The 21891-nt window shown below is 72.1% G+C and carries 17 protein-coding genes and 1 pseudogene; 7 read left to right on the top strand and 11 right to left on the bottom strand.

Going from position 1 to position 21891, the window contains the following annotated elements:
- Positions 1 to 16 precede the first annotated feature (16 nt).
- Positions 17 to 463: an Lrp/AsnC family transcriptional regulator gene (locus tag OG975_RS07415; RefSeq protein WP_330302995.1), complete on the bottom strand. Its 447-nt coding sequence runs from the start codon at positions 461 to 463 to the stop codon at positions 17 to 19.
- A 183-nt stretch (positions 464 to 646) separates the two neighbouring features.
- On the opposite strand from OG975_RS07415, the gene OG975_RS07410 reads away from it, so the two are divergent.
- Positions 647 to 1153 (top strand): rhodanese-like domain-containing protein, encoded by a 507-nt coding sequence (locus tag OG975_RS07410; protein WP_406328282.1) that lies wholly within the window; start codon positions 647 to 649, stop codon positions 1151 to 1153.
- 101 nt (positions 1154 to 1254) lie between these two features.
- Positions 1255 to 1770 (top strand): immunity 21 family protein, encoded by a 516-nt coding sequence (locus tag OG975_RS07405; RefSeq protein WP_327427057.1) that lies wholly within the window; start codon positions 1255 to 1257, stop codon positions 1768 to 1770.
- Between the two features lie 107 nt (positions 1771 to 1877).
- Here the strand turns inward: OG975_RS07405 and OG975_RS07400 are convergent, their stop codons facing one another.
- Together OG975_RS07400 and OG975_RS07395 are read right to left on the bottom strand one after the other, a co-directional pair.
- Complete coding sequence (locus OG975_RS07400; RefSeq protein WP_406328280.1) at positions 1878 to 3569, bottom strand: DUF885 domain-containing protein; 1692 nt, start codon at positions 3567 to 3569, stop codon at positions 1878 to 1880.
- Positions 3570 to 3601: 32 nt separating this feature from the next.
- Positions 3602 to 4153: an Lrp/AsnC family transcriptional regulator gene (locus OG975_RS07395; protein WP_406328279.1), complete on the bottom strand. Its 552-nt coding sequence runs from the start codon at positions 4151 to 4153 to the stop codon at positions 3602 to 3604.
- Positions 4154 to 4297: 144 nt separating this feature from the next.
- Here OG975_RS07395 and OG975_RS07390 point away from each other — a divergent pair, with 144 nt between their 5' ends.
- Positions 4298 to 5422, top strand: a complete 1125-nt coding sequence (locus OG975_RS07390; RefSeq protein WP_406336186.1) for a trans-sulfuration enzyme family protein — start codon at positions 4298 to 4300, stop codon at positions 5420 to 5422.
- Positions 5423 to 5538: 116 nt separating this feature from the next.
- Here OG975_RS07390 and OG975_RS07385 read toward each other — a convergent pair whose 3' ends face one another.
- The 5 genes from OG975_RS07385 to OG975_RS07365 all read right to left on the bottom strand — a co-directional run bounded on the left by OG975_RS07385 (position 5539) and on the right by OG975_RS07365 (position 14577).
- Positions 5539 to 6960, bottom strand: a complete 1422-nt coding sequence (locus OG975_RS07385; RefSeq protein WP_406328278.1) for a GNAT family N-acetyltransferase — start codon at positions 6958 to 6960, stop codon at positions 5539 to 5541.
- A gap of 148 nt (positions 6961 to 7108) precedes the next feature.
- On the bottom strand, positions 7109 to 9754 hold the full coding sequence (locus OG975_RS07380; protein ID WP_406328277.1) for a DUF6493 family protein: 2646 nt from the start codon (positions 9752 to 9754) through the stop codon (positions 7109 to 7111).
- Positions 9751 to 11157: an SWIM zinc finger family protein gene (locus tag OG975_RS07375; RefSeq protein ID WP_406328276.1), complete on the bottom strand. Its 1407-nt coding sequence runs from the start codon at positions 11155 to 11157 to the stop codon at positions 9751 to 9753. The genes OG975_RS07380 and OG975_RS07375 overlap by 4 nt, the downstream gene beginning before the upstream one ends.
- Before the next feature lie 215 nt (positions 11158 to 11372).
- The gene (locus tag OG975_RS07370) at positions 11373 to 12968 is read right to left on the bottom strand and encodes an alkaline phosphatase D family protein (protein WP_406328275.1); all 1596 of its coding nucleotides are present in this window, start codon (positions 12966 to 12968) and stop codon (positions 11373 to 11375) included.
- A 157-nt stretch (positions 12969 to 13125) separates the two neighbouring features.
- Complete coding sequence (locus OG975_RS07365) at positions 13126 to 14577, bottom strand: PLP-dependent aminotransferase family protein (RefSeq protein WP_406328274.1); 1452 nt, start codon at positions 14575 to 14577, stop codon at positions 13126 to 13128.
- Here OG975_RS07365 and OG975_RS07360 point away from each other — a divergent pair.
- Positions 14514 to 15413 (top strand): annotated as a pseudogene (locus tag OG975_RS07360) (DMT family transporter); the annotation flags it as partial. The gene OG975_RS07365 and the pseudogene OG975_RS07360 overlap by 64 nt on opposite strands.
- 93 nt (positions 15414 to 15506) lie before the next feature.
- Here the strand turns inward: OG975_RS07360 and OG975_RS07355 are convergent.
- Together OG975_RS07355 and OG975_RS07350 are read right to left on the bottom strand one after the other, a co-directional pair.
- Positions 15507 to 16337 carry an alpha/beta fold hydrolase gene (locus OG975_RS07355; RefSeq protein ID WP_406328273.1) on the bottom strand — a complete coding sequence of 277 codons (831 nt, stop codon included), beginning with the start codon at positions 16335 to 16337 and terminating at the stop codon, positions 15507 to 15509.
- A gap of 180 nt (positions 16338 to 16517) precedes the next feature.
- On the bottom strand, positions 16518 to 17171 hold the full coding sequence (locus OG975_RS07350; RefSeq protein WP_406328272.1) for an NADPH-dependent F420 reductase: 654 nt from the start codon (positions 17169 to 17171) through the stop codon (positions 16518 to 16520).
- Positions 17172 to 17284: 113 nt separating this feature from the next.
- Between OG975_RS07350 and OG975_RS07345 the strand changes: the two genes are divergently transcribed.
- The 3 genes from OG975_RS07345 (at position 17285) to OG975_RS07335 (ending at position 20540) form a co-directional block, all read left to right on the top strand.
- On the top strand, positions 17285 to 18169 hold the full coding sequence (locus OG975_RS07345) for an RNA polymerase sigma-70 factor (protein ID WP_406328270.1): 885 nt from the start codon (positions 17285 to 17287) through the stop codon (positions 18167 to 18169).
- Between the two features lie 205 nt (positions 18170 to 18374).
- Positions 18375 to 19523 carry an IS30 family transposase gene (locus OG975_RS07340; protein WP_406336184.1) on the top strand — a complete coding sequence of 383 codons (1149 nt, stop codon included), beginning with the start codon at positions 18375 to 18377 and terminating at the stop codon, positions 19521 to 19523.
- A 255-nt stretch (positions 19524 to 19778) separates the two neighbouring features.
- Complete coding sequence (locus tag OG975_RS07335) at positions 19779 to 20540, top strand: GntR family transcriptional regulator (RefSeq protein WP_406328269.1); 762 nt, start codon at positions 19779 to 19781, stop codon at positions 20538 to 20540.
- Between the two features lie 84 nt (positions 20541 to 20624).
- Here OG975_RS07335 and OG975_RS07330 read toward each other — a convergent pair whose 3' ends face one another.
- Positions 20625 to 21782 (bottom strand): ROK family transcriptional regulator, encoded by a 1158-nt coding sequence (locus OG975_RS07330; RefSeq protein ID WP_406328268.1) that lies wholly within the window; start codon positions 21780 to 21782, stop codon positions 20625 to 20627.
- Positions 21783 to 21891 lie beyond the last annotated feature (109 nt).

Raw genomic sequence — 21891 nt, 5'->3', positions numbered from 1 at the left:
CCGATGCGGGCCTGGGTCAGTGGCCGAGCGGTCGCCGCGGCAGCGGTGACGAGTAGACGACGCTCGTGGTCACCGAACCGAGGGTGCCGATCTTGCCCGACACCTCCTCCAGATGGCTCATCGAGCGCGCCGCGACCTTGATCACGAAGCAGTCGTCGCCCGTGACATGGTGCGCCTCCAGGATCTCCGGGGTCGCCTCGACGAGGTCATGGAACGGCTTGTAGTTGCCGTTGGGGTACCTGAGCCGGACGAACGCGAGGATCGGCAGGCCCAGGCTCTCCGGGTCGACGACGGCCGCGTACCCCTGGATGACGCCGGCCTCCTCCAGGCGGCGCACCCGCTCGGTGACCGCGCTCGCGGACATGGAGACGGCCCGGGCCAGCTCGGCGAAGCTGGACCGGCCCTCGCGCTGGAGGACATCGAGGATGCGCCAGTCGGTGGCGTCCGGGGAATACGCGGTCATGTGCGATGGATAGCAGGGAAAACCCCGGCCGATCAAGAGTGATGCCGTGGATCGTCACTTCAGGAAGTGGATCACTCGACGTAGATTTTTGGCCAGGAAGTCCCGCGGGGCCGGTGCGGAGGAAGCACCGGGGGTGCCGGAAACGGCACCGGTTCGACGGGACTCGGGAGGGAAGGCCAGACCATGACTGTGACCGCTGACACCACGGTGACCGGCACCGCGACCGTGACGAACCCCGTTCTGCGCGTGGCGCCGGCCTCCCCGGCCGCGGCCGCCGCCTACTTCGGCGCGAGCCTCGCCTTTCACGCCGACGTGTCCGACGTCGCCGCCGCCCTCGCCGCCGGTGGCGACCCCGGCTTCGTCGTCCTCGACTCCCGCTCCACCGAGTCGTGGGACCAGGGACACATCCCCGGCGCGATCCACCTGCCCACCGCGCTCATCCCCGAGCAGGCCGAACAGCTCCTCGACAAGTCGGTGCCCGTCGTCACCTACTGCTGGGGCCCCGGCTGCAACGGCGCGACCCGCGCCGCCCTCGCCCTCGCCGAACTCGGCTTCCAGGTCAAGGAGATGCTCGGGGGCTTCGAGTACTGGGCGCGCGAGGGCTTCGAGTTCGAGACCTGGGAGGGCCGCGAGCGGCGCGACGCGGACCCGCTGACGGCGCCGCTGGACGCGGAGAACTGCGGCTGCTGAGCCGTCTCGGACCGTGCTGCTCATCGGGGGCGAGGGCCGCGTATCGGACAGCGGAGGGGACACCGGATTTCGCCCGGATCCCTGCCGTGTAGCTTCTGCGCATGGCCAGATACGCGGACCCAGGTGCGGTCGAGTGGGTGGAGTCGGGCGGCGGGCCGCTCATAGCGATCCCGGAAGTCGTGCTGCCGTTCTGGGCGGGCGCGGACGGCGACGACATGTCCTCCGACTACGACCGCGCCTGTGACGTGGACGGGTTCATCGGCCTCGTGCCCGTGGGCGACACCAGGGCCCTGGTCCTCGGCGACGAACCCGCCTCGACCTCCTACCTCCCCGAACACGGCACCTTCGTACGGTGGTGCGCCGCCGAGTCCGAGGAGGAACTCCTCGCAGGCGTCCCGGCGGCGCTCGAAGCGGCCGTGTGGGAACCGGAGGTGCAGTGGAGCGTGCCCGGTCCCGTGGTCCTCTTCGACGCGGCCTGGCCGGGAACCGCGACGGGCCGCACGGACCACCTGAGGGTCCCGCTGGAGCCGGGGCGGTACGCGGTGCGCGCGGCCTACGCGGAGCCGGGGCCCGAGACGTGGCTCGGCCTTGTGCAACTGCGCCGGCTCACGCAGTAGGCCACGGGCCGGCGGCCCGATACGCCGGGGGCGCGTCGCCCGGCGGCCGGGCCCGGACTCGCGCTGTCTCGCGCTGTGAGTCCAAGCCCGGCCGCCGTCGCCGGCCGTCAGAGCTGGGACAGCTCGTCCACCAGATCGTCCAGGCCCAGGGAACCCTGCGAGAGGGCAGCCATGTGCCAGGCCTTCGCGTCGAAGGCGTCGCCGTGCCGCTTCTTCGCGTTCTCGCGGCCCAGCAGCCAGGCACGCTCGCCGAGCTTGTAGCCGATGGCCTGACCGGGAATGGTGAGGTAGCGGGTGAGCTCGCTCTCCACGAAGTCGGCCGGACGGCTGCTGTGCGCGCCGAAGAACTCCTGTGCCAGCTCAGGGGTCCACCGCTCGCCCGGGTGGAAGGGCGAGTCGGCCGGAATCTCCAGTTCCAGGTGCATGCCGATATCGACGATGACCCGGGCGGCACGCATCATCTGCGCGTCGAGGTAACCGAGCCGCTGCTCGGCGTCGGTGAGGAAGCCCAACTCGTCCATCAGGCGCTCCGCGTACAGCGCCCAGCCCTCGCAGTTGGCGCTGACCCGGCCGACCGTGGCCTGGTAGCGGGAGAGGTCCTCGACGACGTACACCCACTGCGCGAGCTGGAGATGATGCCCGGGGACGCCCTCGTGGTACCAGGTCGAGACGAGGTCGTAGACGGGGAAACGGGTCTGCCCCATCGTCGGCAGCCACGTACGTCCCGGCCGTGAGAAGTCCGCCGACGGCGAGGTGTAGTACGGGGCCGCCGCGCTGCCCGGCGGAGCGATGCGGGACTCCACCTTCCGTACCGGTTCGGCGAGTTCGAAGTGGGTGCCGTCCAGGGCCTCGATCGCCTCGTCCATCAGACCCTGGAGCCAGGCCTGGACCTCGTCGACACCCTCGATGTGCCTGCCGTGCTCGTCGAGGTGCGCGAGCGCCACCCACGGGGTCTCGGCGCCGGGCAGGATCTTCTCGGCCTCGGCCTTCATCTCGGCGAGCAGCCGGTGGTACTCGGCCCAGCCGTACGCGTACGCCTCGTCGAGGTCCAGATCCGTACCGTTGAAGTAGCGCGCCAGACGCGCGTACCGCTCGCGGCCCACCGTGTTGGGCGCGCCCTCGATCGTCGGCGCGTACACATCGCGCATCCAGTCCCGCAGGGCGACGAGTGCCCCGGTGGCGGCGCGGGCGGCCGCATCCAGCTCCTCGCGCAGTGCGTCGGGGCCCGTCGACGCGAAGTCCTCGAACCAGCCGCGGCCCTGCCCGTCCGCGTCCGACCACTCGGTGAGCTGCCCGACGAAGGTCTCGGTCGGGCGCGGGGCCGCGTACAGCTTGCGCTCCAGGCCCTCGGCGAGGGACGCGCGGTATCCCTCCAGCGCGGCCGGCACCGCGCGCAGCCGCTCGGCGACCGCGGCCCAGTCCTCGTCCGTCTCGGTCGGCGTGAGGGTGAACACCTGGCGCACCGCATGCGCGGCCGTGTGCAGATTGCCGACCGACCGCAGCCCCTCGCCGGACTCGTGGACGGCGAGTTCCGCGGTGAGGCGCTCACGCAGCAGCCGGGCACAGCGGCGCTCGATGTCATGGTCCGCGCCGGGCTGCCGCTCCGCCTCGTCCAGCCGGGCGAGCGTCACCCGCGCCAGCTCCGCGACGGCCTCCTGGCCGGCGGGCGAGGTGTCGGGGAGCCTGCTGTAACTCTCCTTCACACCGAGGTACGTACCGAGGACCGGGTCGAGGGCGATGAGGTCGTCGACATAGGCGTCGGCGACCTCGCGGGGCAGCGGGCTTTTCGTCTCTGACATGCGGACATCCTCATACGGGGATGCGGTCGGCGTCAGCAGGATTCCGCTGAGGGCTTGGCCGCGGGCGGCTTGACCGGGTGCACCTCCCGCTGAAGCTCCCGATGGGGGTCCCGCTGAGGTGGCAGCAACGGGCCGCAGTCCCACTGCTGGAAGATCAACCGCGTCTCGACCCGCGCCACTTCACGCTGCGAGGTGAACTCGTCGAGCACCAGCCGCTGCAGATCCGCCATGTCCGCGACCGCCACATGAACGAGGTAGTCGTCGGGCCCGGTGAGATGGAAGACGGTACGGGACTCCGGCAGCACCCTGATCCGCTCCACGAAGGGCCCCACCAACTCCCGCCGATGCGGCCTGACCTGCACGGACAGCAATGCCTCCAGGCCTCGTCCCAGCTTCGCCGGGTCCAGCCGCAGCTGATGGCCGAGAATCACTCCCGCCCGGCGCAGCCTCGTCACCCGGTCCAGGCAGGTCGAGGGCGCGACACCGACCTGCGCCGCGAGATCGCGGTACGTGGTCCGGGCGTCGTTCTGCAACAGCCGCAGCAGATGGAGATCCACCGGATCGAGTACGACAGAATCGGCCATGGCGCGAACGTAACACGGGATTCTGCGCTCTGACCCCGGTCGCTGTTCAGGCTTCCGGCCATGGATTCCGTTGTGTACGACACGTACGACGCCTACGAGGCTCAGGACCGACTGAACAGAACTGGCCAGGTCGCGCTCGCGCCCATGGCCCGGGCGCTCGCCACCGAGGCGGTGCACGCCGGGCGCGAGGATCTCGCCGGGCAGGGGTTGCACGCGGTGCCGATCGATCTGTCCACCACCTATCCCTCGTACGACAGCCGTGGTGAGGCCGCCCGGATCGACGCGTTCGCGGCCGACGGCGCCGAACCGGAGGGCCCGCCCGTCTACGGCCGTCTCGGCAACCCGACCGTCGCCCGCTTCGAGACCGCCCTCGCCCGCCTCGAAGGCACCGAGAGCGCGGTCGCGTTCGCGAGCGGCATGGCCGCGCTGAGCGCCGTACTGCTCGTACGGAACGCGATGGGTCTGCGCCATGTCGTCGCCGTTCGCCCCCTGTACGGCTGCAGCGACCATCTGCTCACCGCCGGGCTGCTGGGCTCCGAGGTGACCTGGGTCGACCCGGCGGGCATCGCGGACGCCCTGCGCCCCGACACGGGCCTGGTGATGGTGGAGTCCCCGGCCAATCCGACGCTCGCCGAACTCGACCTCCGGGCGGTCGCGCACGCCTGCGGCTCCGTTCCGCTCCTCGCGGACAACACCTTCGCGACACCTGTACTGCAACGCCCCGCCGAACAAGGTGCGCGCCTCATCCTGCACAGCGCGACCAAGTACCTGGGCGGGCACGGCGATGTGATGGCCGGAGTGGTGGCCTGCGACGAGGAGTTCGCCCGGCGGCTGCGCCAAGTGCGGTTCGCGACGGGCGGTGTCCTGCATCCGCTGGCCGGCTATCTGCTGCTGCGCGGCCTGTCGACCTTGCCGATACGGGTCCGGGCCGCGTCCTCGAACGCCGCGGAACTCGCCCGCCGTCTCGCCGCCGACCCGCGCGTGGCCCGCGTCCACTATCCGCGCATCGGCGGCGCCATGATCGCCTTCGAGGTCCACGGCGACCCGCACGATGTCATCGCCGCGGTCCGCCTCATCACCCCCGCCGTGAGCCTCGGCAGCGTCGACACCCTCATCCAGCACCCGGCTTCCATCAGCCACCGCATCGTGCCCGCGGAGGACCGCCACGACGCGGGGGTCGGCGACCGGCTGCTCCGGCTGTCTGTGGGGCTGGAGGACGTGGAGGACCTTTGGGCCGACCTGGACGGGGCGTTGGGGGTCGCGGGGTAGAGGAAGGGCGGGGCCCGACGGCGGTCGCGGGGCAGCGGAGAGGCCGGGCTCGACGGCGGTCGAGGGGGCGGGGCCCGGCGGGTGGCCCCCGCCGCCCGGCCCCGCCCCCTGCCGGACTAGTCCCGCGCCACCCGCTGCCCCTCGTCATACGGCAGCCGCGAAGCAACCGGAGTCGTGTCCAGGCGGGCGGTGATGACCAGGGTGCCCTCCTCGATCTGGTAGTCGAGGGGGAGGCCGAGGCCGCGCATGGCGGCGACCATGCCCGTGTTGGAGGCCTGCGTGACGACGTATACGCTCTCGCAGCCGGCCTCGACGGCCATCGTCACGAGACGGCCGAGCAGTTCGCTGCCCACGCCGCGCCGCTGCCAGTCGTCCTCGACGAGAAGCGCGATCTCCGTCTCGTCGCCGTCCCAGAGCAGGTGACCGAGCCCGACGATCCGTCCGGATGCCGTCTGCACGGCGAGAGTGCGTCCGAAGCGGGGGCTGAGCAGGTGGTTGAGGTAGCGGTCCGCGTCACCGACCGGGCCGTGGTAGCGCATGCCCAGCGTGCGGGACGAGCAGCGCTCGTGCATCGCCTTGGCGGCCTCGACGTCCGAGACGTCGGCGCGCCGCACCGTGATGGCGTTGCCCTGCGGCAGCGTCAGGATGTCCTGGCTGTGCGGGATCCGCGGACCGAGCCGCGTGTCCAGCTCCACCAGCGCCCGCGCCCGCGCGAACTCGGTCGGCGTGAACGGCAGATACGGCCGCTCCACCGTGATCACCCCACCCTCCGGGGCCCGCAGCCGCATCACCGTGCCCTCGAGCACCCCCTCCACGGGAGCACCCTCCTGCGCCCGCCCGGAACCCGGGGACTTGGCGGGCAGTGAGCGGATGGTGCAGCGGCCGAGCAACTGCCGTAGCGCGAGCGGCAGTTCCGCGGCGTCCAGGGCCGTGCGGGTCGCCAGGCCCAGCACTCGGGTCGGCGCGTCCACCAGGTCGTGGGCGTCGGCCCGCTCGATCCAGGTCTCGGTGCCGCCCGCCTGTGCCACGGCGCGGGTGATCTCCGACGCCTCCACTTCCGCGGGGGCGCGCAGCAGGAACTCGTCCACCGTGCCCTCGGCCAGCGGGTGTGTCTGCAGGCTCAGGATGTCGACCTGCCGCTGCGCCAGCGCCGTGCACAGCGCGGCCAGCGAGCCCGGCGTGTCCTTCACCGTCGTCCGCATCCGCCAGAGCACGGTCGCCCCGGCGACGGCCTCCGGCGTCGCGGCGGATTCCTCGGAGGGCCCGGCCCGTCGCCCGTTGGCGAGCGGCCGGGCGCCGGTATCGTCCGCCGGCGGTGCGTGACCGTGGCGGCGTGCCCACCATGTGTGGAATCCGGCCGTGGCGACCAGGATCATCGCCGAGATCACCAGCAGGGCGGGCCCGTCCGGCCCGTGCCCGATCAGGTTGGCCACGGCGTCCGCGACCGCGACGGCCGTGAACAGCGCGGCGAGTTCGACGACGTCCCGCCGCCAGTGGTGGACGGGGCGACCGTGCCTTGCACGCGTCACATCAGTCATGTCTGGAGTCATGCAGCCCACTGTGGCGGAAGGGTGTTGCGTGATCACGAACGGTTTGTGACTGATCGGTTAAGTGTCTTTCTGCCCCTTTTGTAGTTCTTTTTACGGGCCTTTTGCTTCGAACGGACGGGATGAGTCAAACCCCTGATCAGGCGGCCACCCCCTGGGTCAGCGCCGTCCGCAGCCGACGGGCCTGGGTCACCAACTTGGACGAGCCGCGCCGCTCGGCGGCTTGCGCGAGATGCGAGAGATCGCCCCGCGCCCCGGACCGTTCGGCGCAGTCGGCGGCGACCGTCAGCAGATCCCCCAGCCCGCGGGCGGGTGTACCGCTCGACGCGTCCGTCGCGAGATCGGCCAGCAGGACCGGCAGCGCGTTGCGGAGCACCGACCAGACGGTGGCGTACGCGCCCGTGGCCGCCGCCGTCCGTATCGCCTCGGCGAGCCGCAGCGGCTTCACGGCCCCCCGGCGCACCAACTGCCCGAGGTCGCCGCCGAGCCGCTCCGCGTCCAACTGCCCGCGCGCGGCCAGGACCAGCAGCGCGTCCACGGCGGAGAGCCGGTCCTCCGTATGGCGTGCCCCGAGCCCGTACGCCACGCACAGGTGCACGGCCTCGCCCGCCTCGCCGTCCGCTTCGGCGAGGAACGGCAGAATCGCGGCGCCTCTGCGGCTGTCGTCCACGGCGACCGAGGAGAGGTCACCCAGCACACGGGCCGCCACCAGCTCCCGCCGTCCGGGCACGACGGCCGACCAGTGCTGCCGGTCCGCCTCGTCCCAGTGCGGGCAGTACCAGCGGTCCTTGAAGACGGACAGCGGACGCCCCAGCCGGCGGAACTCCGGCGGGAACTGCCCCTGTATCTCTTCGAGTTCGCCGAACTCCAGCAGGATACGGACGCCCGAGGTCCGCCGCCGGGTCGTGGGCAGGTCCGGCCCCTCGGCGGTGAGCCACTGGGCCAGCCGGTACCCCTCGGGAGAGCCGAGGGTGCGGGCCCGCACCGCCGCCGCCGTCGCGCGGTCGTCGCGCCTGACCCGAAGCAGCGCCTGCGCGAAATCGGCCGTCCCCGGCCGGGCTTCGAGCCGTCGGTACGCGGTGAGGCGGTCCACCAACTCCTCCGGCTCCAGCAGCCCCGTGTCCCAGGTGGGTGTGGCCAGCAGGAACGGCAGCGGCTCGGCCCGGACCCGGTAGGCCACCTCCCACAGGCGCGCGTCGAAGGCGCGCGAGAGGGCATCGTGCCGGCAGTTGCCTCTTGTCGGGCCCTGCTGGACCGCCGAGTGAAGTGTCTCCATGGGGACATGCCCGAGCAGGGTCGCGAGGATGACCTCCACCCCGTACGGGGCCTCGCGGAAGTACTCGTGCACGTGGGCGTATTCCGGATCGGCGTCGGCCCACCAGCGTCGGGCGACCACGGGCCGCAGCGCCTCCACCAGACCGTCGCGATCGCCGTACGCATGGCGGACGAGACCATCCAAGGTGCGCTCGAACGCGGCCACATCGCCGCCGGACGCCAGCAGGGCGCCGACCTCCTCCGCCAGTTCGGCCGCCGAAACCGGCGCCGGCGCGAGCCGCGTCCGCTCCGGCACGGGCGGCAGTACCTCCTGGTGGACCGCCGGCGCGGAGTCCAGCGCCCCGGCGCCGAGCAGCCGCTCCGCGCGGATCCGCACTCCTGGGCTCAACTCGGCCGCTGCCTCGACGAGTTGCTCTCGGACACCGTCCGAGCCACTGAGCGCGGCGACATGCCGCTCCATGAGCTTCAGCGCACGCTCCTGCACCTCGGTGTCCTCGTGCCCGAAGGCCTGCGCCACGGCGGGCAGCAGCTCGGCCGCGGTGGACGGATCGCGTTTGAGTACCTTGCCCAACAGGATGAGCTGCGCGCGGACGAGCTTCTTCTCGGTGCGGAAGAGCACGCCGGACGACATCTCGGCGAGCCGGCGCGGCGTCAACTCGTCGTCCAGCGAGAGGGAGGCGAGCACGGACTGGGCGTGCCACGCCACCGTCGATGTCGCCTCGGAGGCGAGCGCCGTCCAGTCGGCCGAGCGCTCCCGCTGCTCGTCCCGTGTCAGATCGAGGCACGTCAGCAGCTTCAGGAAGACCCGCTGATCGGCGGGGACGCCGCCGCGCAGCAGCCGGGCCACGCAGGCGTCGACGATCACCTTGCGGTCCAGGGTGCCTTCCCCGGTCAGCTGCGCGAGCGCGTGGTACCAACTGCCCGGCCCGTCGCCGAACAACCAGGCGACCCGGCCGGACACTTCCAGGGAGTCGAAGAGCGCGGCGATCATCCGGTCCAGGTGCGGATCCTGACGAAGGCGCTCCACCACGGTTCCCCCGTGGTGCCACGTGCTGCCGATGTGTTCGAACCAGCCCTCCACATAGGCGTCGGTGGTGGGTACCTCGCAACCGGCCAGTCGCACGAGCCCGGACAACAGCAGGTACGGGATCCGGGAGCTGACCGGCCGCTCGGCGAGCCGGTGTGCCACATCGCCGAGCCAGTCCGGCTCCCGGTCGCCCAGCACATGGAGGAATACACCGGGGGAGGCCTGGGACCAGCGCAAGTCGGCTGCCGCGATCCAGTTTGCCGCCCCCGCGGCGCCCGTGTGACACGCGGCTCCTGCCGCGTGCAGCGCGGGACCGGCCATGCGGGACGACTCGCTCCACCGCGCGGCGCGCAACTCCTTGCGGAGCTCCCTCAGCCCGGGCAAACAGGCCCGGCGTTCGGCATCGGTCATCCCGTCCAGGAGACCCGCGGCCTCGACCGTCTGCCCCGCCCGTACGGCCTTCAACAGCGCTTCACCGCTCATCGCACATCGCCCCCGTCGACCAGAACCTCTTCGTGTTGTGTCCGCGTTCCCCGCCGCACCATGCGCACGGCCAGCGCGTGCTTGCAGGGCCCGCGCCCTCCCCGGTACTTCGCCCACCACAGGCAGGAGCAGCTCAGCGTCCCCGCGTCGTCGCGGACCCGGTGCACATGCCCGTCATCGGCGGTCACCGTCCCCAGGGAGCCGTCCAGAGCGACCGCCCCCGCGGCGACCAGGGCACGGGCCGAACGCAGCCGTGGATTGTGGCGCTCCACGCGCTCGGCGTCGTAGGGCAGTTCGCGGTGGAAGTAGGCCGCCTCCGCCGTGTCGTACCCCACGCGCCCCGACGTGCCCAGCCGGACCAGGGCGGCCCGTACCCGCTCGGCCGGCAGGCCGGAGGCGGCGGCCAGCTCGCCGACGTCGACGCGCGGCTCCCAGGCCAGGAGTACGGCGATCAACTCCGCGTCCTCGGCGGCCTCGTCGGTGGCGAGGGCGTCCAGCACACCGCCCTCCCCGGAGAACCCGCGCGAGGCGTCCGGCGACAACGTGAGCGTCAGCCGCATGCCGGGCAGGACGGCCTCCCAGGCTCCGGCGGCGGTGGCATCACCGGTGACCGCAGGGCCGTACACCCGCAGGGCCGTCGCATGGCGCAGCACCCGCTGCAGGGCGATCAGCCGCTCCGGACCGGGCAGGCACACCGCCCCGGGCACCGGACGGGTCGTCGGCCGCAGGCCGCGCCCGGCGGGTATCACCCACTGCGCGCCGCGCGAGGCCCCCCGGGCGGTGCCGCGCGGAAGCGAGCGCAGGAACCGCACGGCCTCGGCCGCCGGCAACTCGGCCCGCAGGTCGAAGCCCGCCGCTGTCACCTGGGCCTCGGCGAAACCGCGCAACCAGCGGTCGGGCAACGGCACCTTCTTCTCCACCACCGGGCCGTCGAGGGTGGTCACGGCCATCTCGTCGGGGCCGACCCGCAGGTGCAGCGGATCGTCCGTGCCGATCCGCGAAAGAGCCTCGCGCAGAGGGTTGTTGACGTCGACATTGGTCGTTCCGTGGCCCACCTCGCCGCCGTCGAGGCCCGCTGTCAGCACGTCCAGGCGCGCGTACACCCCGCCGCAGCCGGAGAACGACTCGAAGCGGAGCCGGTCGCCGTTGCCCGTGACCACCGGGTCCAGCGAGGCGCGCAGCTGCCGCTGGTAGTAGCGGGCCGCCGCCACGTCCGCGACCGCGAGCAGCCCGGCGGCCGCGATCTGAGGTGACGTCAAAAAGCCCGCGAAGAACCGAGGATGGTCCTCGAACCCCGTGGGAGTCGCACCCCGCGAGGTCTCAAGTCCCAGGCGCCGTCCGCCCGGCGCGGATTCCAGCACGGAGGGTCGGGTGTAGGCCACGGCCTGCAAAGATCGCGTCATGGAAAAACCGTAGAGGCGACCACTGACAATCGGCTCTGACCTGCCGGAACTTGCTCGCGAGCCGGTTTTGGCGGACGGCGGACGGAGCCGCGCACCGGGGGATGACTCCGGTGCGCGGCCCAGCGCTTCGAGGGTACGGGAGTCGGACGGACGATACGGCCGCCCACGCCCCGCGCTACCGCCTCCCGGGCCCGCGCTGCCGCTCCCGCCCAGCGCTACTGCCCCACGCGCCCCGGCTGCAACACCTGCGTGAACAGCACGGTCCCGTCCTGCTCGCGCAGCCGCACCGTCAGCTCGCCGCTGTCGCCGTCGATGTCGACCTCGCCGAAGAACTGGTAGCCGCCGGCGGGTGAGACGTTCGCGGCGGTCGGCGCCTTCACGAACACCCGCTCCGGACCGAACGTGTTGTCCAGCGCGTTCGCCGGGAACGCGCCGGCGTTGAGCGGGCCCGAGACGAACTCCCAGAACGGCTCGAAGTCGGTGAAGGCGGCCCGCGACGGCTGGTAGTGCTGGGCCGAGGTGTGGTGCACATCGGCGGTCAGCCAGAGGGTGCCAGTGATCTTCCGGTGCTTGATGAACCGCAGCAGCTCGGCGATCTGCAGCTCGCGCCCGAGCGGCGCGCCCGGGTCGCCCTGCGCCACGGCCTCGATGTTCGGCTTCCCCTCGGTCGTGTCCGGCACGACCAGGCCGAGCGGCATGTCCGCGGCGATCACCTTCCACACGGCACGCGACCGCGACAGTTCCCGCTTGAGCCACTCCAGCTGCTCGGCGCCGAGGATGCCCTGCGGGTCGGTGGTCTGGTCGTCGGGCGAGTTCGCGTTGCGGTACGTGCGCATGTCGAGCACGAAGACGTCCAGGAGCGGGCCGTGACGCATGACCCGGTACACACGGCCGTCCTCGTTGCCCGGCCGCAGCGTCGAGACGGGGAAGTACTCGCTGAACGCGCGACGGGCCCGGGAGGCCAGCACGTCGACGCTCTTCTCGGCGTACCGCGTGTCCGTGGACGCGATCACCTCGCCCGGGTACCAGTTGTTGCGCACCTCGTGGTCGTCCCACTGGATGATGGACGGTACCTGGGCGTTGAAGCGCTTCAGGTTCTCGTCCAGCAGGTTGTAGCGGAAGTTGCCGCGGAACTCGGCGAGCGTCTCGGCGACCTTGGACTTCTCCTCAGTCGTGATGTTCCGCCAGGTGCTGCCGTCGGGGAGCGCGGCGGTCGCCGCGATCGGCCCGTCGGCGTAGATGTTGTCACCGCTGCACAGGAAGAAGTCCGGGTCGAGCTTGGCCATGGCGTCGTAGATCCGGTAGCCGCCGATGTCCGGGTTGATGCCCCAGCCCTGCCCCGCCAGGTCGCCCGACCACAGGAAGCGCACTCCGTCGCGCCGCCCGGCCGGCGTCGTACGGAAGGTGCCGCTCACCGGTTCGCCGGTGCGCCGGTAATCGTCGGGGTCGGCGAGCAGCACGCGGTAGTGGATCTGCTCGCCCGCGGGCAGTCCGCGCAGCCGTGTCGTCCCCGTGAAGTCCGTGTCCGCGCCGAGCAGCGGACCGTGCCATCTGCGGGGATTGCGGAACGACTCCGTCGCGGACGTCTCGACGATCATCCGGGCCGGGCTGTCGGACCGGACCCATACCAGGCCCGAGTCGGCGGTCACGTCTCCGGCCTGGACACCCCACCCCGCCTTCGGCCGCCCGGACAGGGCGAACGCCGGCGCCGCGCCGAGGGCGGTGGGCAGGGACAGCGCCGCGGACGCGGCGAGCGAGCCGCGCAGAACGCTGCGGCGACCGGGGAAGGGGCTCTGCGGACGGTGTGACATGAATGCGCCTCCGGGGACGGATCCGGCCAGTGTGCAATGCCACAACTACTGGTGCGCCGCAGCGCACACGGAAACCACAAGTGAACAACTGACCCCAGGGACAAGGGAACCGGTGTGCGACTCCGGCCGGGCGGCACCGGAACGTGAAGGCGGCGGCTCAGTCGCGGACGGCGTCCGCCATCAGCCGTACACCGTCGCGGATCCGCCCGGGCGACAGATGCGCGTACCCCAGTACCAGCCGTACGCCGTCCTCGACCGCCTCCCCGTAGTGTGCCAGCGGACGCACGGCCACCCCGGCCGCGGCGGTCCGTGCCAGGTAGTGGTCCAGCGGCCCGAACCGGTCGGGCAACGCGGCGATGACATGCAGACCCGCCGCGATTCCGGACACCTCCGTGCCCGGAAAGTGCTGCTCCAGCGCGGCCACGAGGGCGTCGCGTCGTTCCCGGTAGGCGCGCTGGCAGCGGCGCAGCTGCCGGTCGTAGTCGCCTCGCTCCACGAAGCGGGCGAGGAGTGCCTGGTCGACGACCGGGTTCCCGAGATCCATGGTCCGCTTGCGCTCGACGACCTCCTCGGAGAGGGGCGCGGGGACGAGCAGCCAGCCGAGCCGCAGTCCCGGTGCCAGGGACTTGCTGACCGACCCCGTGTAGGCGACGTGTTCGGGGTCGAGACCTTGCAGGGCGCCCACAGGGGCACGGTCATAGCGGAAGTCCCCGTCGTAGTCGTCCTCGATCACCAGCCCGTCCACCGAGCGCGCCCAGTCGAGGAGTTCCGCGCGACGCCGCGCCGAGTACGCGATCCCGGACGGGAACTGGTGCGCGGGCGTCGTTACCACCGCGCGTACCCCCGACGCCTCCAGCGGACCGGTGGCCAGCCCTTCCTCGTCGAGGGACAGCGGTACGGTGCCGACGCCGGCCGAGGCATACAGGGCACCGTGCTCAGGGCTTCCCGGATCCTCGACCCCGACATCGCGCACCCCGCGCGCGTGGAGCACGAATCCGAGCAGCGCCATCGCCTGCGCGACTCCGGAGACCACGACGATCCGCTCCGGGTCCGCGACCACGCCCCGGCGTCGGGAGAGCAGCTCGGCGAGGGCGGTACGCAGCCGGGGCAGCCCCCGCGGATCCGGGTACCCCAGTGCGTGGTGGGGGAGTTCGGCCAATACCCCGCGCTGCGCGGCGGCCCACGTGGAGCGCGGGAACAGCGACAGGTCCGGCGTCCCGGGAACGAAGTCGGCCCGGGCGCCGGCGGGCCGCGGGGCGAGATCACGCGCGCGCGGGCGCGCCGCCCGCGCCGCGCCGCCGACCCAGGTCCCGGCACCTCGGTCACTGCGCAGATACCCCTCGGCCGTCAACTGCTCGTACGCCTCGGTGACCAGCCCGCGCGACACTCCGAGGTCTGCGGCGAGCTCACGGCTGGACGGCAGCCGGGTGCCCGGGGTGAGGCGCCCTGAGCGGACCGCCTCGCGCAGTGCCGCCTGAAGCGTGCGGCCACGCGCGCGTGCCGGGGCCGAGGCGGCCGGCAGGAGCAGCTCCCAGGCGGCGGCCCATGGCGCGGCACTGGACGGGGCGGTTCCCGGCGGCCGGTCGCGATTGGTCCCCGATGGCGTCATGGAAGTGGACCTTAATCCGGACCACGTCCCTTCATAGCGTCACCGTCATGAACGCCACCACCACCCGGGGCGCGCTGTTCGCCGCCCTCGCCTGCGTCCTCGTCGGAGGCTCCTTCACCGCCAACAGCCTGCTGGGCCAATACCCGTACGCGGGCGGCCAGTTCCTGCGCTACGGCCTCGCCTTTGTACTGCTCCTGCCGCTGGTCGGCCGGGGTGGCGCGGGCCCGCTGCGGCGGCTCCCGGTGCGTCAGTGGGGGCGCCTCGCGCTGCTCGCGGCTGTCGGCATGGTCGGGTTCAACCTCGCGGTGATCGCCGCCGAACGCACGGCGGAACCGGCCGTTCCGGGCGTCTTCGTGGGCTGCGCCCCGGTCGTCGTGGCCGTTGTCGTACCCCTTCAGGAGGGCCGTCGTCCGCAACGCCGTGTCCTGTACGGGGCGTCGCTCGTCGCGCTGGGCGCGTTCACCGTCCAGGGGTGGGGGCGCACGGACGCGGCCGGGATCGGGTACTCCGTGTGCGCGCTGGCCGGAGAGGTCGGCTTCGCGGTCCTGGCCGTGCCCGTCCTGCGGCCCCTCGGGCCACGGCTGCTGTCGGCCACCGTCTGCGGGATCGCCGCGGTCGAGTCGGCGGTGGCCGGCCTGCTCACCGGCGGCGCGGCGTGGCTGCGGATGCCGGACGCCACCGAGGCGACCGCGCTGCTGTGGCAGGCGGCGGTCGTCACGGTGGTCGGCTTCGTGTGCTGGTACATGGGCATGCAGCGCATCGGCGCGGAGCGCGCCACGCTCTTCTCCGGGCTCATCCCCGTCGCGGCCGCCTGCACCGCGCCGTTCGTCGGCACGGGCGCGTACGGTGCCGCGCAGGCCGTGGGGAGCGTCCTGGTCGGCGCGGGAGTCGCCCTCGGATCCGGTGCGTTGGGCCTTGTGACGCGCCGGTCAGCGGCTGCCGTCGAGGATGACGCGGGCGACGAGCGCCGGGTCGTCGTTCATCGGGACGTGCCCGCAGCCGGGCAGCCGCACCAGCCGCGCCCGGGGAATGATCTGCTTGGCGCGGATCCCCTGGCGGCGTACCAGCAGCCGGTCGCGGGTACCCCAGGCCACGGTGACGGGAAGCCCGGGGATGTCGTCCGTGAACTGGACGGAGGTGCCCGCCCGGAGGGTCTCGGTGAATCCCTCGGCGTGGGCCAGCGCAAGGGTCTCGGCGACGACGGCCTCGGGTGAACGGCGGCCGGGACGGGCGTAGATGGTGCTGGTCAGCACCGTCCGCCCGGCCGCCGTGCGGGAGAGCCGCTCGACCACCGGGAGCGGCAGCTGCCGCGCCGCCTGCCGCATGGCGATCAGCACCCCGAAGGCGTACCGCCGCTCGACCGGCGACCAGAAACCGGCGGGCGAGAGCGCGGTGACGGACCGTACGAGCTTCTCGCGGCCCAGCTCCAGGGCCAGCAGCCCGCCCAGCGAGTTTCCGGCCACATGCGGCCGTTCGATCTCCAGGGCCTCGCACAGCGCGCCGAGCGCGGGCACCACCGTCGACAGGTCGTGCGTCAGCCCTTCGGGCAGCGCCGGTGACTCGCCGAAGCCGGGAAGGTCGACCGCGATGACCTCGCGCTCGGCCGCCAGGATGTGGATGACCGGGTCCCAGGCCTGCCGGTGGTGGCCGATGCCGTGCAGTAGGAGCAGCGGTTCACCGGTGCCCACGCGCGCGTAGGACATGGTCACGGTCCTCGGGCCGCGCGAAGAGGGGAGGCTGAAGGAGACCGTGGCGGACATGGGGCTGCTCCTCGTCTGGGACACGCTGACGGACAGTCTTGTAGACAGCTTGTCAGCAACTGCTACCGACGGGTAGCCCCTGGCTGCCACGAGCCAGGAGCCACGAGCCGCACGACGCGCGCACGCCCGGCGTGGTACCCCCGCGCGCCCCGCGTCGTACTCCACGCGCGCGTGCGTTCCTCAACGCGCCCTGCGGATCTCCACGTTGAACTCCGGGTGCCCGACGTTCTGCATCAGGGTCAGCCACAGCGGCAGGTACATCTCCGTGGCACGCGCCGTCCGGATCCCGCCCAGGTCGAGCACGCGGTGCGGCGGCCAGCCGAACTCGCCGAGCAGCGCCGTCACCTGCTCCTTCGCGCTCTGGTCCTCCCCGGAGACGAAGATCTGGTGCTCGCCCGGCACCAGCGCGGGGTCGACCATCAGATAGCAGTTGATGGTGTTCAGGCTCTTCACCACGCGCGCGTGCGGGAAGGCGCGCTGGATCTGCTCGCCCACGCTGTCCGACTCGACGGGCGAAAGACGCACCTGACCTTCCTCGAACGCGATGGGGTTGGAGACGTCGAGGACGACCTTGCCGTCCAGATTCTCCGCGCCCGCCGTTTGCAGCACGGTGACAGCCACCCGCCCGCCCACCGCGTTCACGACCACCTCACCGAACGCCGCCGCCTCCGCGAACGTACCGTGGCCCGCCCCGGGCCCCGCGCTGTCGGCCCACTCCACAGCGGCCGGATTGTCCTTCGTGCGCGAACCCAACGACACCTCGTGACCCAGTTCGACCAGCTTGCCGCCGAGGGTGCGCCCCACTTCGCCCGTGCCCAGAACCGCGTACCGCATCGTCGCTCCTCCCGTGGTGAGGCCGCCGGCCACCGACGGCCCGCGGGTCATTGTGCTCCGGCGGGCGCCCCTTCCGCCTGGACACGACGAGACGCGTCGGGTGGGATGGAACGGTGGCAATCGATACCGCGACCGATGTCTTCGAAGAGCACCGTCCCGTCCTGATGGGCGTCGCCTACCGCATGCTGGGGCGGGTGGCCGACGCGGAGGACGTGGTCCAGGAAGCCTGGCTGCGCTGGTCCGGCGCCGACCGGACCGACGTGCGCGAACCGCGCGGCTATCTGGTCCGCGTCACCACCCGCCTCGCCATCGACCGACTGCGCCATGTGCAGTCGCGCAACGAGGCGTACGTAGGACCCTGGCTCCCTGAGCCGTACATCACCGACTTCGGGGACACCGTCCCCGACACGGCGGAGCGCGCCGTGCTCGCCGAGACCGTCTCGCTCGCCGTCCTCGTCGTCCTGGAGTCCCTGTCACCCCTGGAGCGCGCGGTGTTCGTCCTCAGGGAGGCGTTCGGCTACCCGTACGCGGACATCGCCGCCGTCCTCGACCGGGGCGAGCCCGCGGTGCGCCAGCTCGCCGGGCGGGCGCGCAAGCACGTCGACGAACGGCGGCCGCGCTACGAGGTCGACCCGGCCCAACGCCGCGATCTGACCGAGCGGTTCCTCGCCGCGGCCGCCGAGGGCGACCTGGAGGGGCTCATGTCCCTGCTGGCGCCGGACGCACGGCTGGTCGGCGACAGCGGCGGCCTGTCCCAGGCGCCGCTGCGGGTCCTCGATTCCGCCGACAAGGTCGGACGGTTCCTCATCGGCGCGGCCAAGAAGGGCGTCCCCGACATCTCGTTCCGCTTTCTGGAGATCAACGGAGGCTTCGCGGCGCTCGCCCTCTCCGCGGGCAAGCCGGACAGCGTCTTCCAGTTGGACGTCGTGGACGGCCGCATCCAATGCGTCTACATCCTGCGCAACCCCGAGAAACTGGTGTCCCTGTCCGCCGGATAGCCACTCAGGCCGGCATCGGCTCTTCAGCCGTCCCTGCCGGCCGTCCCTGCCTGTACGACGCCGAAAGCCCCCGTCTTCTCTTGAGTTCTAGTGGTCGTCGCAACACCCCAGCTCAAGGGGTGCGATGGACTTTGAGATCCGGGAGAACCGGGGTCCGGGGGGCGGTGGCCGTCTGCTGCGTGAGCGGGAGGTATATCTCCAGCTCATGCAGCAGGGTTACAGCAGCACAGAGGCATGCCGGATCGTCGGCATCAACGTGCGGACCGGCAAGCGGTGGCGCAACGGCTGGCACTCGCCGCCGACGGGGAAGCCGAAGCCTCCCATCACTGTGGAGGCTCCGGCTTCCGGCCCCTCGCGGTACCTCCGCGAGACCGACCGCATCCATATCGCCGACCGGCTGCGGGAAAACGCCTCGGTCCGGCAGATAGCCGCCGAGCTGGGCCGCAGCCCGTCCACAATCAGCCGGGAGATACGCCGCAACGGCATGCCGTCGCGCGGGGGCGCCTCCTGCTGGGCCTACCGGCCGCACGCCGCCCAGCGCCGAGCCGAGCAGCGCCGCCCGCGCCCCAAGCCCGGCAAGATCGGCCAGAACCCCGAGTTGCGGAACTTCATCCAGCACCACCTCGCCCTGCGCTGGAGCCCGGAGCAGATCTGCCAGGCTCTGCGGACTGCCTTTCCCGGGCGGCCGGAGACGCACGTGGTCCACGAGACCATCTACCAGGCGCTCTACGTCCAGGGCCGCGGTGAGCTACGCCGTGAGCTGACCCGGGCCCTGCGGACCGGACGGGCCATGCGCCGGCCGCACCGGCAGTCCAACAAGCGCCAGCCCCGCGCGATCAAGGACATGGTGATGATCAGCGAGCGCCCGGCCGAAGCCGCCGACCGGGCCGTCCCCGGCCACTGGGAAGGCGACCTCATCATCGGCAAGGAAGGCAAGTCCGCGATCGCCACCCTCGTCGAACGCAGCACCCGCTACGTGCTGCTCGCGCCGCTGCCCGGCGACCACAGCGCGGGCAGCACACGGGACGCCCTGGTCGAGGCGGTCAAGTCGCTGCCGCCGCAACTCAAGCGGTCTCTGACCTGGGACCAGGGCTCGGAGATGGCCTCGCACAAGGCGTTCACCGTTGCCACGGACATCCCGGTCTACTTCTGCGACCCCGGCAGTCCCTGGCAGCGCGGCTCGAACGAGAACACCAACGGCCTGCTTCGGCAGTACCTCCCCAAGGGCACCGACCTGTCCCGCCACAGTCGCGAGCACCTCGACGCCGTCGCCGCCGAACTCAACAGCCGCCCACGCAAAACGCTCGGCTGGGAAACCCCAGCCGAGCGCCTCGCTAAGCTCCTCGCGGCTTGATCAACTCACCACGTGTTGCAACGACCCCTGGAATTCGCCTCTGGACGGGGGCTTTCGGCGTCGTGTCACGAACATCGCCCAGCACGAACGTCCTGTGAACGCTCTGCGGCAACACGCCTGTGCAATCCGTAAGGGATCGAGGATTGGTCTTGACCAAGGGTGGGGGCAGCCCTATGGTCGCAGGGATAGTGCAAGAACCTTTAATAAACAAGGGCGCTAAAACGCCGCCGGGCCACGGCGATTGCGGAGGACAGGGTGGGGACCACGCAGTTGGAATCGGTGCCGGAACCTAAGTACTGGCATCTCAAGACCGTGCTCAGTGAGGCACTGGACTCCGAGTTCTCCGTGGGCGAGATCCTGCCCAACGAACGCGACCTGGCGGCCCGGTTCGGTGTCGCCCGGGCCACGCTGCGCCAGGCTCTCGAACAGCTTGAGCTGGAGGGACGCCTGCAGCGCCGCCGCGGAGTGGGCACCACCGTCGCCCCGCCGCGTATGGGTGTGGCCGTCGGATCCGAGCAGCACGCGTGGCCGGGCGCGGCCGGCGACGCCTGGCACCCCGCGGACTGCGCGGTGGCGGTCCCGCCCGCGTCGGTGGCCGGCATCCTGGAGACCGTCCACGGCGAGCAGGTGCACACCGTGCGCCGCTCCCGCGTGACGCACGGCCAGCCGGTCGCCGCCGAGCTGCTCTACATCCCGGCGTCCTCGGTGCCCGACCTGTCCGCGATCGACGCGCCCTCGGGTGCGGCACGCGCGCGTGCGGTGCTGCGCGAGCTGCAGCGCCTGGAGCTGGAAGGGCAGGACCGCGCCGTGGAGCTCGGCTCGGCCCGCGCGGACGACGCCAAGGAACTCGACCGGCTTCCCGGAGCGCCCGTCCTCGTCGTCACGACCCGCTTCTTCGCGGCGGGTCGCACCGCGGCGGTCTCCGTGGCTACGTACCGCGCCGACACCTGCCGGCTGACCTTCGGCGACTCCGGCGGTGTGGAGATCCACCACGACCCGGAGCGCCGCGCTTCCTGAGCCACGCGCCAGGCAGTCCGCCGAACCGCACCCGTCGCGCCCCGGAGAACTCCGGGGCGCGACGTCGTCTCACGGTGCGCTCGCTCAGCGCCGCGCCGTCACGGTCCCCTCCACCGCGAACAGCTGCTCGTCGACATGGTCGAGAGCCAGCCGCAGCGCCCCCGTCGCCACCGCCGCCTCGCCCAGGAGCGAGAGGGTCACCTTGGGCGGGCGCAGACAGTAGCGCGCCAACTCGCGGCGCAACGGCTCCAGTACGCCGTCCAGACCGGCCGCCCAGCCGCCGATGACGACCAGTTCGGGGTCAAGGGCGAGGACGAGCGCCGCGACGTCGTGCACGAGACGCTGGATGAAGCGGTCGACCGCCGCCCGGGCCCGCAGGTCGCCGCCCTTGGCGAACGCGAAGACCTCGGCGACGGCCTGCTCGTCGAGCGGGTGCAGTGGCTCGTCGGTGGTGGAGAGCAGCGTCTCGGGAGTGACCTCGCGGCCCAGCAGATGCAGTGCGCCGATCTCGCCGGCCGCGCCCCCGTAGCCACGGTGCAGCCGCCCGCCGATCAGGGAACCGGCGCCCGGGCTCAACCCCGCCAGCACGAACACGACGTCGTCGGACTCGGTGGCCGCGCCCTTCCAGTGCTCGGCGACCGCCGCCGCGTTGGCGTCGTTCTCGACCAGCACCGGGCACTTGAAGGAACGACTGAGCCGTTCGCCGAGCCGCAGGCCCGTCCACTCGGGCAGCGCCGTGCCCAGGCGTACGGTGCCGTCGGCCTCCACGATGCCGGGGCTGCCCACGCCGACCGCGCGCAGGGAGCTGCGGGCGACACCCGCCCTGCGCAGCAGCTCGGCGACCGCCATACGCAGCCGTTCCAGCCGCTCGTCCGCCGACGCCGTCTCGTCCACGTCCTTGGCCATGGCACCCATCACGCGGCCGTCCAGATCGGCCAGCAGCGCGGCGACGCGGTGCGGACCGATCTCCAGGCCCAGCAGATGCCCCGCCTCGGCCCGGAACCGGAACCTGCGCGCCGGACGCCCCTGGCGCCGGGCAGCGCCCTCCTCGGCCGCCTTCTCGACGACGAGCCCGTTCTCGATCAGCCCTTCGACGACGCCCTCGACCGTAGGCCGGGACAACCCCGTCACCCGGGTGATCTCGGTGAGGGTCGCGCAGTCCGTGGCACGCAACGCGTGCAGCACCACCGCGGAATTGATCCTTCGCAGCAGAGAGGGGTCCCCGCCGGTCAACTGCCCCAACGTCCGTCCTCCCAGCTCGTGCGCGTGTTGGCCGGATCGTACTCGGCGTCGCGCACCCCGGCGAGTGCCGGGGACCCCCAACCTACCGACGGGTCGGAATCGTCACCTG

Origin of the sequence: Streptomyces sp. NBC_00203 (assembly GCF_045206325.1) — a bacterium.
Lineage (GTDB): Bacteria > Actinomycetota > Actinomycetes > Streptomycetales > Streptomycetaceae > Streptomyces > Streptomyces lutosisoli.
This window is presented reverse-complemented; position numbering and strand designations above follow the sequence as displayed.